Raw genomic sequence first — 15,674 nt, forward strand, 5'->3', positions numbered from 1 at the left:
TGATGGATTGGTTTGAGCGATTAAATAATTATTTCCCAGAGGATGAAATGAAAGCAAAACAACAAATGGATTTACTACTTAACGAAAAAGGAAACCACTATCATAAAGATGAAAGTGATGTACATATTTTGATGTATGCTGAATTTGAGCATTTTGTATTTATCGACTTTTTATGGGTGTCAGAAAAAACAAGAGGACAAGGTATCGGAAAACAACTAATCCAAATGTTAAAGGATAAAGGTAAAACTATTTTGCTTGAAGTTGAACCTGTGGATGAAAATAATCAAGATACGGAGAAACGACTGCGATTCTATACAAGAGAAGGATTTAAACTCGCTCCAAACATAGGTTATGTTTTCCAGGCGTTTGTAGCGAATTCAGAAACACCACTTCGTATTATGTATTGGGATGATCATGAAAAGACAGATAAGGAAATATATCAACAAATGATAACAGTTTATCAAGAAATCCATACGTATAAAGCATTTCAAGTCTATGGATATAAGCCTAAACCAATATCAGATGTGGTTTGGATAAAAAATGAAGGAGGTCTTTCGTAATTAATATTAAAGGGCTGAATCATTTGCTGTTTTCTGTATCCAATTTGGAACAATCAATTGACTTTTACCAACAAGTTTTTGATGCAAAGCTATTAGTTAAAGGTAGGTCAACAGCATATTTTGATTTGAATGGTATATGGTTAGCGTTAAATGAAGAAAAACATATTCCGCGAAATGAAATTAATGAATCTTATACCCATACGGCATTCTCCATTGATGAATCAGAGCTTGAAAGTGCTATTCAACATCTAAAAGCGTTAAATGTAAACATTCTAGAGGGACGAGAACGAGCTGAACAAGATAAACAATCGATTTATTTTACAGATCCAGATGGGCATAAATTTGAATTCCATACGGGAACATTGCAGGAAAGGTTAAAATATTATCGGGATCAAAAAAAGCATATGACTTTTTATTAGATGTAAAAATGGCAGAGGAATATCTTTCTCCTGCCATTTTTCAATATTGTAGTTCTCTTTTTTGAAAGTAATCAATGATTAAGCTAAAAGTTAAAGATAACATAGTATAAATTAAGGTCCATATTAAGAAGCTCGAGTTATATACAAAAATAGTAAGCGACATAAAAACAATGAGCGTAATGGAAGGAAAGACAAACCATTTTCGAAATAAGAAATACCCAAAAACAGATGCTAGGATTACAAAAATCGGATAGACGATAAGAACCAATAGATACTCCAAAGCTATCAGCTCCTTGAACTTTTATTATATTATACATTAAATATGTAGGTCTAAATATTCCAATTTCATTTCAATTGGTAAGAAAAAATAAATAAGAGTGCAGGAATTAACAGAAAGGTGTAGAAGTACATAGTTAAAGTATAAAAACAGGAGAGATTTTATGGTTACACCTATATTAGAAGCTATTGGGATAGAATATCCCATTATTCAAGCACCCATGGCAGGAGGAATTACAACCCCAGAACTGGTAGCTAATGTCTCCAAAAATGGAGGATTAGGAATGATAGCAGCTGGTTATTTAAATCCGGATCAATTAAAAGTTGCTATTCATGAAGTGAAAAACAGAGTGGACCAACCTTTTGGCGTTAATTTATTTGTTCCCAATGATGTTACATATTCTTCTCAACATGTGGAAAACATGCAATTAATGATGAAGAACGTATATGATGAACTTCAAATAACTGATTATAATGTAGATGAATTTCCGAAATATAAAGATCAACAAGCGGTATTCGAGCAACATTTACAAGTGATTCTCGATGAAACAATAAAAGTGTGCTCATTTACTTTTGGATTACCAAATGAAGATCAAATAAAACAGCTGAAGCAAGCAGGTGTCTATACGATTGGAACAGCTACCACTGTAAAGGAAGCCCTTATCATACAAGATCTAGGAATGGATGCAGTCGTCATGCAAGGTAGTGAAGCTGGTGGACACCGTAGTAATTTCATAAGTTCATTTCATGAAGGTAATATCGGTTTAATGGCCCTTGTTCCTCAAGCAGTTCAAGAAATCAAAATTCCTATAATCGCTGCTGGTGGAATTATGAACGGGAGCGGGATACGTGCTTGTTTACAATTAGGGGCTCAAGCTGCCCAAATGGGTACGGCTTTCTTAACATTAAAAGAAAGTGGTGCACAGGACCTTCATAAAAACGCAATTCTATACGCAACAGAGGATGAATTGGTCTTGACAAAAGCTTTCTCTGGAAAATGGGCAAGGGGAATCCGAAATGAATTTACAGAAGAAATGAATGCAAATGAAGCGATGATTTTACCTTTTCCAATTCAAAATTCATTAACAAAACCAATTCGAAAAGAGGCAGCTAAGCAAAACCAGGCAGCATACATGTCTTTATGGTCTGGCCAAGCCCCACGTTTAGCAACAGATGATGATGTATCTACATTTATGAATCGCCTGATTAAAGAATTGAATGAAGGGGATTAATCAAACAAGTATTACATATCATGGATACGCAGAATTTTTCATTAGGCAGAATTTATAAGAGCTCAGTATGTACGAAGGAGTGATTAGGTGGATGTAATATTAATTTTTGTCATAGGTTTTGTGGTATTATTACTTGCCATTATCGCCATAATTAAATCAATTACTCATCGAATTAAACATTCGGGTAAAGAAGTACAAGATAAAATTGAACACTTAGAAAAAAGATTAGATGAGTTAGAAAATAATAAGAAATAGTCATGATACATCTTTCTGAATAGATGGAAATGTGCTGGGTAAACTATCGATGATATATCATCGAAAGGAGCTTGTTGGATGAACCAATTAACACAGACCGAATTAGAAAACTTGCGGAAGATGATTGGAGAGCATGGAATGATTGCCAATAAATTAGAATCTTATGCTCAAGAAGCAATGGATCAGGAATTAAAGTCAATATTGCAACGTGATGCGCAAGCAGCTCGACAAGCACAGCAACAGTTACTTCCATTTTTACAGTAAGGAGAGAGGTATATGTTACAGGATAAAGATATTGTAAATGATTATTTAAATGGGTTAAATGCAAGTATGAAAAGTTATGCTGGTTATATTACCGAGGCAAATAATCCAGAACTGCGTCAAAAATTAGTTAGTCTCCGTAATGGTGACGAGGCAAGACAGCTAAGCGTATATCAATATGCAATACAAAAAGGTCACTATAAACCTGCACAGCAAGCGACTCCGCAAGAAATACAGCAAGTACAAACGGAATTAAATCAAGGAAGTTAATCATAAGCTGGTGAATATCCAGCTTATTTTATTTATTCTTCAATTTAAAAGTTCCAGTTTACATGATTATTCTAACAGTTGCTAATGATTCTATTAACATTCTATAACATGAAAAATTAAACAAAATCTTCTTTTTTCCGATAGTGAAAGTAGATCACTTTGGAGGATAGAAAAATGTTTAATTTATGGAAAATCAGTTTTGTAATTGTAGCATTATTTTTTTTAGTAGCATGTAAACAAGAAGTAACAAAGGATACATTAGAAGTAGCGGCTAAAGAGGAAAAGGTAGAATCGGTAGAAGTGAATTTTGAAGAAAAGATGATAGATATGTACCTTCCAGAAGAAAATTCCGAACCAAGAGATTCATTAGTAACCCATGTAATGTTGCATTTTAGTAGTAATGTAATCGAGAAGCCAGAGGATCCCTTTCAAGTGGAAGATATTTATAAGGTATTCCATGATTATGGGGTATCGACACACTATGTAATTGATCGAACGGGTGAAATATATCGATTTGTGTCCGAAGATAGAAATGCTTACCATGCTGGTGAAGGAAAGATAGAAGGGGTTCCAAAGTATGAAAATAATATGAACCGTTATTCTATTGGAATTGAACTACTGGCAATTGGTACAAAAGAAGAAATGATGCCAATGATGAGTCCTGAACTTTATGATACAATAAGCTCTAAACATATAGGCTATACAGATAAACAGTATGACGCATTACAAGATCTATTAATTGATATTTCATCAAGACATCATAAATTAAAACTGAACCGTAACCATATCATTGGTCACCAGGAATATGCTCCAGAACGAAAGACAGATCCGGGCGCGCTCTTTGATTGGGAACGGTTAATGAGTGATTTCGAGAATTAGAGAATGGAGGTATAGTACAATTTGTTTCGAGTTCTTATAATTGAAGATGATCAAACATTGTTAAGTGAGTTAATCAGCCAGTTAAGTCAATGGGATTATGAAACCTATGGAATGGAAGATTTTAATTTAGTAATGGAGCGTTATAATGAAATTCAACCTGATTTGATTATTATAGATATTCAACTTCCAAAATATGATGGTTTCCATTGGTGTAGAACGATACGATCTCACTCTGATGTACCAATCATTTTTCTATCTAGTAGAGACCATCCCATGGATATGGTAATGGCGATGCAACTTGGTGCAGATGATTACGTTCAAAAACCATTTCATTTTGAAGTACTACTTGCTAAAATCCAAGCAATTCTTCGCAGAACTTATCGTTATAGTCAAACTACAAACGTTGATATAAAAATTTGGAATCAAGCTACCATTAACTTTAGTAAATGTGATATTCAATATAAGGGTGGTAGTGTTGAGTTAAGTAAAAATGAAAGTAGTATTCTTCGCATTTTAGTAGATCAAAAAAATCAGATTGTTTCTCGAGATGAACTAATTCGAGCATTGTGGGATGATGAGCGATTTATTAGTGATAATACACTTACTGTAAATGTAAATAGACTTCGTAAAAGCCTTGACGACATAGGACTTGGGAAATTTATTGAAACGAGGGTTGGCCAAGGTTACATAGCGATAGAGGAGTAAGACAAATGATTTTCAGTTATTTGAAAGAAAGAATTAGTTGGATTATATTGTTTATAGTACTACAAGTAATCACCTTAATCGTTGGATACATGGATATGACGATACCAATGAAGTCCATTTACTATATTGTGTTTATCCAATTTGTTATTGGTATTATTTTCTTATGTATACGTTATAGGAAAGAAACTAAGTTTTATAAAGAGTTAATGGAATGGAAGCCAGTGATAGATTTAATAGATATGCCTGAAGGAGACACAATATTTTCTAAAATTGTAACTAGAGCATTAGAGGATCAATCTCAGATTTACCGCAAAGAATATACGCAGCTTCAGTTAGATGTACAACGAGAAAAAGATGATCTCCTTGTGTGGATACATGAAGTAAAAACGCCATTAACTACGATGCAGTTAATGTTAGAACGGGTAGAGGGGAAAGAACTGCGTGCCCAATTGTCCTATGAATGGCTTCGTATTCATTTGTTATTAGATCAACAACTTCATCAACGAAGAATTCCTTTTATGAAAAATGACTTGTATATAGAAAATGTAGATTTGCAATCTATCATTAACGAAGAAATTAGAACATTACGTTCTTGGTGTATGCAGAAAGGGATAGGCTTTCAAATTGAACTAAATGTCACTCAGATTCTTTCGGATGCGAAGTGGCTGCATTTTATACTCCGTCAAATTATCACCAACGCTGTTAAGTATAGTGAAAACAATGACATAACGATTGAAAGTTTAGTCATTAACAATCAACATACACTTCAAATATCAGACAAGGGGCGGGGAATCTCTGCTAAAGATTTACCTCGTATTTTTGAGAAAGGTTTTACATCAACCAAGGAACATTTTGATCAAGGTTCCTCAGGCATGGGTTTATACTTGGCGGTACAAGCAGCCGATTCATTAGGCATTCGAATAGAAGTTACTTCAGAATGGAGTAGAGGGACTTGTTTTCAGTTGATTTTCCCAAAAAAGAATGAATTATTACATCTAACAAGCATGTGACAGCAATGTCACATGCTTTATTATATTGTTCGGAGAAACGAAGGAAATTCGTTATTATTATACGATAAAATAGGTTCATACTAGAGATTAGATATAAAAAGGAGTAATAAATGATGAGTATATTGCAAGCTCAGCAAATTTATAAGAGCTACGGAAATAAATTCAATCGTCAAGAGGTGTTAAAAGGAATTGACTTAACAGTAGATAAGAGAGAGTTTGTAGGAATCATGGGGGCATCAGGATCTGGAAAAACCACTTTACTTAACGTACTATCTTCTATCGATAAAGTGAGTCAAGGAAAAATTCAAATTGAAGGAAAAGAATTTACAAGTATGAAAGATAAGCAGATTGCTGAATTTAGAAAGCAACATCTAGGGTTTATTTTTCAAGAATATAATCTACTTGATACATTAACGGTTAAAGAAAATATCTTATTACCATTAACTGTACAAAAAATATCTAACAAGGATGCCCAAATAAGATTTCAACAGGTTGCACAGGAATTAGAAATTTTTGATATTCGGGATAAGTATCCGAATGAAATTTCTGGAGGACAAAAACAGCGTACCTCAGCTGCTCGAGCATTTATTCACAATCCTAGTATGATATTTGCTGACGAACCAACAGGAGCATTAGATTCGAAAGCAGCTTCAAATTTACTTAATCGACTAGTGGATTTAAATGAGAAAAGAGCATCTACGATTGTCATGGTGACACATGATCCACTAGCAGCTAGTTACTGTAGTAGGGTTATTTTTATAAAAGATGGAAGAATATACTCTCAATTAAATAAAGGTGATGAGACGCGTAAATCTTTTTTTGATGACATTATAAAAACTCAAGGCGTGTTAGGTGGCGTACATCATGACTATTAGAAGGCTTATTTTTACAAATTTAAAAAAGAGCGCCAAAAATTATTATTTATATTTATTTGCGCTGACATTTTGTATTGCATTATATTTTTCATTTGTTACATTGCAATATGACCCAGCGATGAATGAAGTAGAAGGTTCTATCAAAGGAGCTGCAGCAATACGGGCAGCATCAGTCATGTTAATTATTATTGTAGGTGTATTTTTAATCTACGCAAATAATCTATTTATTAAGCGTCGTAGTAAAGAAATTGGTCTACTTCAATTAGTAGGTTTTACAAAAGGAAAAATCTTTCAGGTTATTAGTATTGAAAATATAATTATGTATATCATAGCTTTGATCACAGGTATTTTCATAGGATTTATTTCTTCGAGGCTTATGATGATGATTCTAATTCGGTTAATGGGTTTAAATGAAGTGGCTGAATTAAATTATTCTAGTCAAGCAGTAATACAGACACTTCTGGTTTTCCTGGGTATTTATATTGTTATTATGATAGTAAGTGCTTTATTTATTCACAGACAACGGTTAATCAACTTATTCCAACTTCAATCTTCTTCTGAGTTGAAAAGTAAGAAGATATCAAAATGGCAATTATTCACTGGAATATTAGGTATTGTCGCTATCTTGTTTGGATATTATATGTCTTCTAAATTATTTGATGGAGATTTTGTGACTATAAATAGTTTGTTTGCTGTGATGCTCGTTATATTGGCCTCCGTCATTATTGGTACGTATTTATTTTACAAGGGATCAGTAAGTTTTATTTTCTATTTGGTAAGAAAGAAAAATAATGGATATCTAACTATTAATAAAGTACTTTCATTATCGTCTATTATGTTTCGAATGCGTTCAAACTCTCTCTTATTAACGGTAATAACAACAATATCAGCTTTAGCAATCGGATTTTTATCTTTAACATATATATCTTATTATTCTATAGAAAAACAAGCGGAGAATACAAATCCCGATCATTTTTCTATTCCAAGCTTTGAGGAGGCAGAGGAATTTTATATTGCACTAGAAGATAATGATATTGCCTATAAAACTACAGAAATGGAATTATATGAAGTTGGTGCAGATTTAAGTAACATAATAAATGGACCATCAGATAATAACGTTTTCAGACCGGATGATACGACAATGATTGTAATTAGTGATGATCATGTGACTGATGTTGATGTAAAACAAAAAGAATCTATATTTATAAATGTACAAGGTGTTTTGGAGGAATTCATGCAATTGGATGAAGAGGGAGAATTTACGCTCTTCACTGATACTCAAAATATTACATTAGACTATATAGGAGGAAAAGAAGAAAGTATTGTTCCATTTTCATATACCAATGGCGGGTTTCCGTTAGCTGTTGTAGATTCCTCTGTCTACGAACAATTAATAAAAGGCTTCGAACATGAGGGAACTTCAAATTATGAGGAGTATGCAGGAATTGATATTGAAAATCAAAGGGAACTAGAAGAAGCAAATGATCTTTATCATTCGATTTATAGTGAAGGTGATCCAGATTATGGTTCATACCTACAATCTATTCAATCTCGAAAATATACAATGGGAATGATTATGTTTATCGTAGGATTTTTAGGTTTAACCTTCCTTATTACTTCAGGATGTATTCTTTATATTAAACAGATGGATGAGTCGGAAGATGAAAAAAGAAACTATACCATTCTACGGAAAATAGGATTTACTCGTAATGACCTACAGGGAGGTATACGGATAAAACAATTATTTAATTTCGGCATACCTTTAGTTGTTGGTATTTGTCATAGTTATTTTGCTGTTAGATCTGGATGGTTCTTCTTTGGTACAGAACTTTGGACACCAATGATTGTTGTCATATTAATTTATACACTTCTATATTCCTTGTTTGGAATATTATCTATCTCTTATTATAAAAAAGTAATCAAAGCATCACTTTAAAAAAAGAAGGTTCAGAGCTGTTATGAGCTCTGAACCTTTTTAAAAAATTTATATCCATCCTTTGCGAAATGCTAACAGCATAGCATTCGTACGGTCGTTTACATCCAGTTTACGAAGAATCGTAGTAACGTGATTTTTAACTGTCTTATCTGATATTTCTAGATTTAAAGCGATCTGGTCGTTGTTATTACCTTTTGCAATTTCAATTAATATGTCCCATTCTCTGTCTGTGAGTAAGCCTTCTGGTCGTGCTTGTAGAGTATTGGCGATACGGACATATTCTTCATGGAGAAGTTTTGCAAGTTCAGGATATACGTAGGTATACCCGTTCTTAATAAATTCAATGCCAGATATGATATCCTTTTCCAACATGGAATGGTAAAAGTATCCGTCAAATTCCATTTCAAACAATCGTGTTACGTGAGCCATATCAATATCCGAAATGACAATAGCAACAGATGTAGGAAGTGGGTTATATTCTTTAATCAGTTGTTCACTATCTTTATGGTCTTTAATCAATACGATTAAAAAGTCGGTTTTTTTAAGCTCTTCTTCTGTCATATGAAATAATTCAACTGGGGTTTTAACATATATAGCTAAATTCGTTATTTGAGTTAATGTTGAAGAATTAAAATGGTAAGCTTGTCCATTTGTAGTAGGTGCCATACTCATTATGATCAGCTCCTATCTTTGATTTGAGTAATTGGTCTTTTCCATATGTCGTAAATATAAAAAAAGTTGTATAAAAATTCCATTGACTTGAATAATTTTATGTTGTTATAAGAATATTTTCAACCCTTTTAAAGTGAATTACTAGGAATTTATAAAGTTGTAATCATATTATAATATATCATAAAATTAAGACAATTTATATAAAATACAATAACTTGGAAAAAACGTGACAAACCACCCAGACCAATAAGTCTAGGTGGTTGAGAGGTTTTTAGAAAAACAGTGCTGTTATACTAACCTAAGAAATCCATTATCAAATGTAGCTTGCTGGCTGATGTTTTTCACTGGGAAAATGAAAGCCCATGGCATGCTTGTCTTAGGAGGAATAATTACTGTCTTTAGAGTAAAGAAATGGGTAGCAAGTATTTGACCTCTTTCGATATAATGAATTGACGTTTGATCAAATGTTAACTCTTTCTCGCTATAGTTATTAATAATTACGGTTACTAGCAATTCTCCTTTGTAATTTTTGGCTTGCCAAAGGGGTGTGAAAGTGATGGACGGTTCACTAGTATCATGATCTATTTGCGCGAAAGTTTGTTTTATCTTTAGTCGATCTTGTTCAGGTAGAGCTTTATCCCATGAGGGTTCAAATGTCAATGTTTGTGGCATATTTTCAACCTCCTATATTAACCATAATTATATAAAATCGAATGACTTACAAGTATTCCAATCATTTTCTTGAAAAATGATGAAAATCCCAGTAAACTTATGATACTATTGGAGGGGATTCAAGAAGTTATAAATAATCTCTATCGAATGAAAGGAATAATATTTCCTAATATGACATAAACGTTTGAAGGAGGCCCAAACATGGAACAAGAAAACACAGAACCAGTAAAACAAGAAGATATGGCAGAAGTTGGAGAAACAATTGATATCGTTCGAGGAGAACACAAAGGCAATAAAGCTAAGGTCTTGATTGTTAGAGAAAACTCTGTAATTGTTAATATCGGTAATCATCCTTCAACAGGAGAACCTATAAAGACAGTTGTAAATCACAAGAACTATAAAAGGAAAAAATAAGCAGCTCAGGGTAAGTATGATAAACCATACTTGCCTTTTTATTTTGAGATAAGTTATATCTCCGAGACTAAGTGATAGCAGTGAAAGTGGTAAGGTAAAAGAATTTGTGCCCAGAATGAAGAGGGTTGGGAAGAATGGTAAGACAATAATTGTCAAGAAACTAAAAAGGCACACACTAATGAGTGCATGCCTTTAGGAGATTCTTATTTTGTAACAGGTTTTCTCCAAAATCCTAAAATTAAAGCGGTAATGATTGTACCGATCAATAAGGATAGCAAGAAGAACAGAGGTCCTTCTGCTAATGGTATGACGAAAAGTCCTCCGTGTGGTGCTGGGATGGAACTATTCCATAACTGCGTAAGTCCACCAGCGATTGCGGCACCTATCACAGAGGAACCAATGACACGTAGTGGATCTGCAGCTGCAAATGGAATTGCACCTTCTGTAATGAAGGAAAGCCCCATTACATAGTTTGTAACACCCGATTTACGTTCTGCTTCATCAAATTTATTTTTGAACAACGTGGTAGCAACTGCGATCGCTAGTGGTGGTACCATACCACCAGCCATGACAGCGGCCATAAGACTACCATCACCAGTACTTGTAAATATACCAATAGAAAATGTGTATGCAGCTTTGTTAAATGGACCACCCATATCGATAGCCATCATTCCACCAAGTAATGCGCCTAGAATTACTGCATTTCCAGTCCCTAACCCTTGTAAGAATTCAACCATTATCCCATTTAAACCAGAGAAGATCGGTCCAATGATAAAGTACATAAGTAATCCTGTGAAGAATAGACCAAATACAGGATACAATAGAATTGGTTTTATTCCATCAAGAGACCGAGGAATGCCTTTGAATACATATTTCAGTCCAACGACAATATAACCTGCAAGGAAACCACCAACTAGTCCACCGATAAATCCAGCATCACTATTAAATGCTAATAGTCCAGCTACCATACCAGGCATTAGACCAGGCCGGTCAGCAATACTCATCGCAATATAACCTGCTAAAATCGGTATAAGAAGATTAAAAGCATTGCCTCCAAGATCATTCAGGAAACTAAATATTTCACTTTCTGAACCTAGAACACTTTCGAATAAGAAAGAGATGGCCATGATAATTCCGCCACCAATAACGAATGGTAGCATATGAGAAATACCGTTCATTAAATCTTTATAAATTTTTCCCCATAAAGAAGTAGATTGATTGTCTTCATGTTCACTATTATTGGATGAAGATGCGCCCTGATATATTGGTGCATCTTGATGAATTGCTTTGGTTAAAAGTTCTTCCGTTTTCTTTATACCGTCACTTACTGGGCGTTCAATGACATGCTTGCCATTAAATCGTTCCATTTCCACTTTTTTACTGGCAGCGATAATAACTGCATTTGCACGTTGAATATCATCCGAAGTCAATTGATTTTTGGCTCCGTCCGAACCGTTCGTCTCCACTTTAATATCAATATTCATTTCTTTTGCTTGTTTTTTTAATGCATCCTCTGCCATAAATGTATGAGCGATACCTGTTGGACAAGCAGTTACTGCTACAATAAATGGTCGTTCATTTGAACCGTTTTGAGAAGTGTCAGCTTGTAACTCCTCTTTGGGAGTATCTTCTACAGACTCACTCACAAATAGTTGCTGCACCTCTTCTGGAGTAGAAGTTGCATTTAATTTCTCGACAAATGTTGATTCCATTAAAAGTTTGGATAAAGAAGCAAGTGTCTGTAGATGTGTATCATTACTGTCATCAGGAACAGCAATCATAAAAAATAGGTGAGCTGGTTGTCCATCTAATGAGTCATATTCGATTCCTTGATTACTTTTAGCAAACAATACAGCAGGTTCGTTCACTGAACTTGTTTTGGCGTGTGGCATAGCAATCCCATCACCAAGTCCTGTTGAAGATTGAGCTTCACGGTTAAGAATTGCTTCTTTAAATGTATCCATATCATTAATAACTTTATATTTATGAAGATTATGGATCATCTCTTCGATAACAGATTGCTTATCCGTCGATTTCAAATCCATAATCATAATATCTTTGCGTAATAAATCAATTACGTCCATCTCTATCATCCTTTCTGTTTTATAATGTCGTTATTTCAATTTCTGAAAGTAAGTTATCAATTTTATTTCTGGTTGCTAGATCATGAGAAAAAGCAGTGGCACTTCCTGCAGCAATACTCATTTTGAATGCCTCAAGTACGTTCTGACTAGTTAAGTAAATGCTAAGAAAACCAGCAATCATAGAGTCTCCAGCTCCGACAGAATTACGTAATGTCCCACTTGGAGAAGTACCTTTATAAACTCCGTTATTCGTTATCAAAATAGCTCCATCAGCACCCATAGAAACAATGACATGCTGTGCTCCTTTTTTTAGAAGTTTCTTTCCGTATTTAATGACATCTTCATTAGTGGAAATAGTTACCCCAAATAAATCCTCTAGCTCATGTTGATTTGGTTTAATAACTAATGGCTGATAAGCAAGTGATTGCATTAATGCATCTCCAGTAGTATCTATGGCAAATCTGGCACCAGTTTCTGTTACTTTTTTGATAACCTTTTCATAGAAATCAGCTGGTAACGAAGGTGGTTTACTTCCAGACAAAACTACAAAATCATTTGCAGTTATTTTTTCTAATTGTGAAAGAAGTTTGGATGACTCATCACTAGAGATAGAGGGTCCTCGGCCATTAATTTCAGTCTCACTACTTGATTTCAATTTAATATTGATTCTTGTATCTTCGCTTATAGATATAAAATCCGTTTTAAGATTTCTTTTTTCTAGAAAATCAATAATAAAATTTCCAGTAAAACCACCAATGAATCCTAATGCGGTGGAGGAGGTTGTGAGTTCTTGTAAGATACGGGAAACGTTAATTCCCTTGCCACCAGGTACTTTATACTCATCGTTCATGTAGTTTAGCTTTCCAAGTTTCAGTTGATCGACAGGTACAATGAAGTCAATCGATGGATTAAGAGTTATTGTGTAAATCATTTATGTTGCCTCCAAGATGTTAGTATGAGGTTGAAAAGGTTCGTGTGTGGGTGTCAGTTTTTCTATAATAAAGTTAACTTCATTAATATCACAGATTTTTGCAAAGTTAACGTTGTTCCATTTACTTTCATCAGCAAGCATATATGTGGTTGCTGATTGTTGTAATGCTAAATTCTTCATGGCTGCTTCTTCTGGATCCGCCGTAGTACACCCATATCGCAAATCAATGCCATTAACGCCAAGAAATGTTTTAGTAAATTGATATTCCTTTAATTGGATTAGACTATTTGCTCCAACTATTGCGTTTGTAGAGTGCTTCAATTTTCCTCCAACTAAATAAGAAGGGATTTGTTTAGTTGCAAGCATCGATGCGTGAACAATTCCATTCGTAACAACTGTTAAAGGGATATCTGGCAAATAAGGAATTATTTCTAGTGTAGTTGTTCCTGCATCTAAATAAATAACATCATTTTCCTCTATTAACGATGCTGCAAATTTTCCAATAGAAGTTTTATGTTGAACGTTTTTGATTGTTTTTTCTTGGTAGGTTGGTTCTTTATCGAATGAATAGTGTTTTTTTGCTCCTCCGTGTATTCGAGTTAGCATTCCTTCTTCTTCCAATTGTGCTAAATCTCTTCTTATTGTAGATTCAGAACAATTAAGATCGTTTATAAGATCGAAGGACTTAACTACACCGCTTTCATTTAGTTTCTTCAAAATTAGTCTATGTCTCTCATCGGTTAACACATCATCACCTCAATCATCATAATAACATTGGCATATATATAAAACAATCATAAACAATCAAAAACATTCATTTTCATTTATATATGTAGAAGATTTTAATAAAACGCTTTCAATTAAACGACTCTTATCAGAAAAAAATAACTATTGACTCTAATTATAAATGGGTTTAATATAGTAACAATTTACAACATTGAAAGGGGCATAATTACGATGTGCAAAACAGCTGTAACTCAAATAGGAATTTTAATTATATGACTATAAGATAAGTTGCTACATATTGGAATTTCGATGACGATCTTATGGTCTTAAAACAAGCCTATTGAGAAGGGCTTTTTTTTCTTATTTGAAAACCACTCGCTGCGTTTCTAAACGGGCGCTTGCGCTTTTGTTCTATCATCAGGTTAAAAACATATTGAATTAGGAGGGTCTATGGATGAAGCAATCAACAAAGAAATATATTATCGATAGAATGTATAAAGGTTCACAAGGTTTAGCGAATGCGGTATTAGTAACATTAGGTATAGGCCTTCTAATTGAAACATTTGGTACATTTACTGGTTGGGAAGGATTTATTACGATCGGAAATGCCGCCCAGCTAATGTTATCACCGGCAATTGGTGCAGGAATAGCCTATCAGTTAGGTGGAAATACGCTAATAATCTTTAGTGCTATGGCTGCAAGTACAGTAGGCGCGAATGCACTGGCGATGACTCCTGATGGGGCTTGGGTATTAACCACTGGCCAACCGATTAGTGCTGTATTAGCTGCTGCTGTAGCTATCTGGGTAGGAAAAAAAGTTGCTGGAAAAACGAAACTGGATATGATGTCTATTCCTTTCTCGGCTATATTTGTAGGTGGAATTGCAGGAGTTGGTTTGGCTGCGGTAACGACACCTTTGTTAGAGGAAATTAGTCGTATTATTGCCAATTCAACCATAGGATCACCGCTTTTGACATCTGTAGTTATTGCACTTATATGGAGTATTTTCTTGATGTCACCTGCGTCTTCAGCAGCGTTAGCGATAGCTTTACAACTTGATCCCGTGTCTAGTGCAGCCGCATTAATTGGATGCACGGCTCAATTTGCCGGATTTACAGCAATGTCTATAAGACAAAATAATTTAGGTGCAAACATTGCCCAATCATTTCTAACACCGAAAGTTCAAGTTCCGAATATAGTTAAAAATCCACGCTTAGTTGCAGGGCCGTTTTTATCATCAATAATTTGTGCTCCGATTGCTATCTTAGTGTTTGATTTTCAAGTGCCGTATGAGCTAGCAGGTCTTGGTTTGAATTCGTTCATTGCTCCGTTAAATATACTAGCAAATCAAGGTCCAGGAGTGTTATTGATGTATATCGTTGTTGGGGTCGTTATTCCAGCAGTGATATCAGTTACTGTGTATCAATCATTAAAAGCAAGAGGTTGGGCAAAAACAGGGGACTTGCATATGGAAATTCAATAAATTAATTATAGAGA

General features: G+C 34.2%; 19 protein-coding genes. 13 read left to right on the top strand and 6 right to left on the bottom strand.

Translation table 11 applies throughout. From position 1 onward, the window contains the following. Positions 1–2 precede the first annotated feature (2 nt). Together OB_RS04410 and fosB are read left to right on the top strand one after the other, a co-directional pair. Entirely contained in the window at positions 3–560 is a 558-nt protein-coding gene (locus tag OB_RS04410; protein ID WP_011065230.1) for a GNAT family N-acetyltransferase, read from the top strand. Beyond that, positions 560–979, top strand: coding sequence for a metallothiol transferase FosB (gene fosB, locus OB_RS04415; RefSeq protein WP_070097408.1), 420 nt, complete (start codon positions 560–562; stop codon positions 977–979). The genes OB_RS04410 and fosB overlap by 1 nt, the downstream gene beginning before the upstream one ends. Positions 980–1,019: 40 nt before the next feature. On the opposite strand, the gene OB_RS18055 is transcribed toward fosB, so the two are convergent. Continuing rightward, a complete protein-coding gene (locus tag OB_RS18055; RefSeq protein WP_331436997.1) occupies positions 1,020–1,259 on the bottom strand; it encodes a DUF2651 family protein in 240 nt (79 codons plus the stop codon). 160 nt (positions 1,260–1,419) lie between these two features. Here OB_RS18055 and OB_RS04420 point away from each other — a divergent pair, with 160 nt between their 5' ends. From OB_RS04420 to OB_RS04455, 9 genes are all read left to right on the top strand, one after another. Then, the gene (locus OB_RS04420) at positions 1,420–2,487 is read left to right on the top strand and encodes an NAD(P)H-dependent flavin oxidoreductase (protein ID WP_011065232.1); all 1,068 of its coding nucleotides are present in this window, start codon (positions 1,420–1,422) and stop codon (positions 2,485–2,487) included. Positions 2,488–2,574: 87 nt separating this feature from the next. Beyond that, positions 2,575–2,742 (top strand): hypothetical protein, encoded by a 168-nt coding sequence (locus tag OB_RS18465; protein ID WP_011065233.1) that lies wholly within the window; start codon positions 2,575–2,577, stop codon positions 2,740–2,742. A 78-nt stretch (positions 2,743–2,820) separates the two neighbouring features. Beyond that, positions 2,821–3,006, top strand: coding sequence for a hypothetical protein (locus OB_RS04425; protein WP_011065234.1), 186 nt, complete (start codon positions 2,821–2,823; stop codon positions 3,004–3,006). Between the two features lie 12 nt (positions 3,007–3,018). Beyond that, positions 3,019–3,273, top strand: a complete 255-nt coding sequence (locus OB_RS04430; RefSeq protein WP_011065235.1) for a spore coat protein — start codon at positions 3,019–3,021, stop codon at positions 3,271–3,273. Positions 3,274–3,447: 174 nt separating this feature from the next. After that, positions 3,448–4,152 (top strand): N-acetylmuramoyl-L-alanine amidase, encoded by a 705-nt coding sequence (locus tag OB_RS04435; RefSeq protein WP_011065236.1) that lies wholly within the window; start codon positions 3,448–3,450, stop codon positions 4,150–4,152. A gap of 21 nt (positions 4,153–4,173) precedes the next feature. Then, positions 4,174–4,857 (top strand): response regulator transcription factor, encoded by a 684-nt coding sequence (locus OB_RS04440; RefSeq protein WP_011065237.1) that lies wholly within the window; start codon positions 4,174–4,176, stop codon positions 4,855–4,857. A 5-nt stretch (positions 4,858–4,862) separates the two neighbouring features. Continuing rightward, positions 4,863–5,867, top strand: a complete 1,005-nt coding sequence (locus OB_RS04445; protein ID WP_011065238.1) for a sensor histidine kinase — start codon at positions 4,863–4,865, stop codon at positions 5,865–5,867. A 113-nt stretch (positions 5,868–5,980) separates the two neighbouring features. After that, positions 5,981–6,742, top strand: coding sequence for an ABC transporter ATP-binding protein (locus OB_RS04450; protein ID WP_041544092.1), 762 nt, complete (start codon positions 5,981–5,983; stop codon positions 6,740–6,742). After that, positions 6,732–8,678, top strand: coding sequence for an FtsX-like permease family protein (locus OB_RS04455; RefSeq protein WP_011065240.1), 1,947 nt, complete (start codon positions 6,732–6,734; stop codon positions 8,676–8,678). Before OB_RS04450 ends, OB_RS04455 begins: the two co-directional genes overlap by 11 nt. Positions 8,679–8,726: 48 nt before the next feature. Here the strand turns inward: OB_RS04455 and OB_RS04460 are convergent, their stop codons facing one another. Together OB_RS04460 and OB_RS04465 are read right to left on the bottom strand one after the other, a co-directional pair. Continuing rightward, on the bottom strand, positions 8,727–9,350 hold the full coding sequence (locus tag OB_RS04460; protein ID WP_011065241.1) for a response regulator transcription factor: 624 nt from the start codon (positions 9,348–9,350) through the stop codon (positions 8,727–8,729). A gap of 288 nt (positions 9,351–9,638) precedes the next feature. Next, entirely contained in the window at positions 9,639–10,022 is a 384-nt protein-coding gene (locus OB_RS04465) for an SLAP domain-containing protein (protein ID WP_011065242.1), read from the bottom strand. 201 nt (positions 10,023–10,223) lie between these two features. Between OB_RS04465 and OB_RS04470 the strand changes: the two genes are divergently transcribed. Beyond that, positions 10,224–10,436, top strand: coding sequence for a DUF2187 family protein (locus OB_RS04470; RefSeq protein ID WP_011065243.1), 213 nt, complete (start codon positions 10,224–10,226; stop codon positions 10,434–10,436). A 203-nt stretch (positions 10,437–10,639) separates the two neighbouring features. Here OB_RS04470 and OB_RS04475 read toward each other — a convergent pair whose 3' ends face one another. Genes OB_RS04475 through OB_RS04485 form a run of 3 tightly spaced genes read right to left on the bottom strand, consistent with a single transcriptional unit; the run spans position 10,640 to position 14,168 of the window. Next, positions 10,640–12,520 carry a PTS fructose transporter subunit IIABC gene (locus OB_RS04475; RefSeq protein WP_011065244.1) on the bottom strand — a complete coding sequence of 627 codons (1,881 nt, stop codon included), beginning with the start codon at positions 12,518–12,520 and terminating at the stop codon, positions 10,640–10,642. Positions 12,521–12,539: 19 nt separating this feature from the next. After that, positions 12,540–13,451 (bottom strand): 1-phosphofructokinase, encoded by a 912-nt coding sequence (gene pfkB, locus OB_RS04480; protein WP_011065245.1) that lies wholly within the window; start codon positions 13,449–13,451, stop codon positions 12,540–12,542. Then, on the bottom strand, positions 13,452–14,168 hold the full coding sequence (locus tag OB_RS04485) for a DeoR/GlpR family DNA-binding transcription regulator (protein ID WP_231846989.1): 717 nt from the start codon (positions 14,166–14,168) through the stop codon (positions 13,452–13,454). 463 nt (positions 14,169–14,631) lie between these two features. On the opposite strand from OB_RS04485, the gene OB_RS04490 reads away from it, so the two are divergent. Then, complete coding sequence (locus OB_RS04490) at positions 14,632–15,660, top strand: PTS transporter subunit IIC (protein WP_011065247.1); 1,029 nt, start codon at positions 14,632–14,634, stop codon at positions 15,658–15,660. Positions 15,661–15,674: the final 14 nt, after the last annotated feature.

The organism is Oceanobacillus iheyensis HTE831 (assembly GCF_000011245.1).
Classification (GTDB): domain Bacteria; phylum Bacillota; class Bacilli; order Bacillales; family Amphibacillaceae; genus Oceanobacillus; species Oceanobacillus iheyensis.

What these genes read in the sequence shown, in the direction of transcription:
- OB_RS04490 (WP_011065247.1), top strand. Translation starts at nt 14,632, where the DNA reads ATGAAGCAATCAACAAAGAAATATATTATCGATAGAATGTATAAAGGT.
- OB_RS04475 (WP_011065244.1), bottom strand. Translation starts at nt 12,520, where the DNA reads ATGGACGTAATTGATTTATTACGCAAAGATATTATGATTATGGATTTG.
- OB_RS04450 (WP_041544092.1), top strand. Translation starts at nt 5,981, where the DNA reads ATGAGTATATTGCAAGCTCAGCAAATTTATAAGAGCTACGGAAATAAA.
- OB_RS04430 (WP_011065235.1), top strand. Translation starts at nt 3,019, where the DNA reads ATGTTACAGGATAAAGATATTGTAAATGATTATTTAAATGGGTTAAAT.
- OB_RS04470 (WP_011065243.1), top strand. Translation starts at nt 10,224, where the DNA reads ATGGAACAAGAAAACACAGAACCAGTAAAACAAGAAGATATGGCAGAA.
- OB_RS04410 (WP_011065230.1), top strand. Translation starts at nt 3, where the DNA reads ATGGATTGGTTTGAGCGATTAAATAATTATTTCCCAGAGGATGAAATG.
- OB_RS04435 (WP_011065236.1), top strand. Translation starts at nt 3,448, where the DNA reads ATGTTTAATTTATGGAAAATCAGTTTTGTAATTGTAGCATTATTTTTT.
- OB_RS04455 (WP_011065240.1), top strand. Translation starts at nt 6,732, where the DNA reads ATGACTATTAGAAGGCTTATTTTTACAAATTTAAAAAAGAGCGCCAAA.
- pfkB (WP_011065245.1), bottom strand. Translation starts at nt 13,451, where the DNA reads ATGATTTACACAATAACTCTTAATCCATCGATTGACTTCATTGTACCT.
- OB_RS04420 (WP_011065232.1), top strand. Translation starts at nt 1,420, where the DNA reads ATGGTTACACCTATATTAGAAGCTATTGGGATAGAATATCCCATTATT.
- OB_RS04465 (WP_011065242.1), bottom strand. Translation starts at nt 10,022, where the DNA reads ATGCCACAAACATTGACATTTGAACCCTCATGGGATAAAGCTCTACCT.
- OB_RS04460 (WP_011065241.1), bottom strand. Translation starts at nt 9,350, where the DNA reads ATGAGTATGGCACCTACTACAAATGGACAAGCTTACCATTTTAATTCT.
- OB_RS04445 (WP_011065238.1), top strand. Translation starts at nt 4,863, where the DNA reads ATGATTTTCAGTTATTTGAAAGAAAGAATTAGTTGGATTATATTGTTT.
- OB_RS04425 (WP_011065234.1), top strand. Translation starts at nt 2,821, where the DNA reads ATGAACCAATTAACACAGACCGAATTAGAAAACTTGCGGAAGATGATT.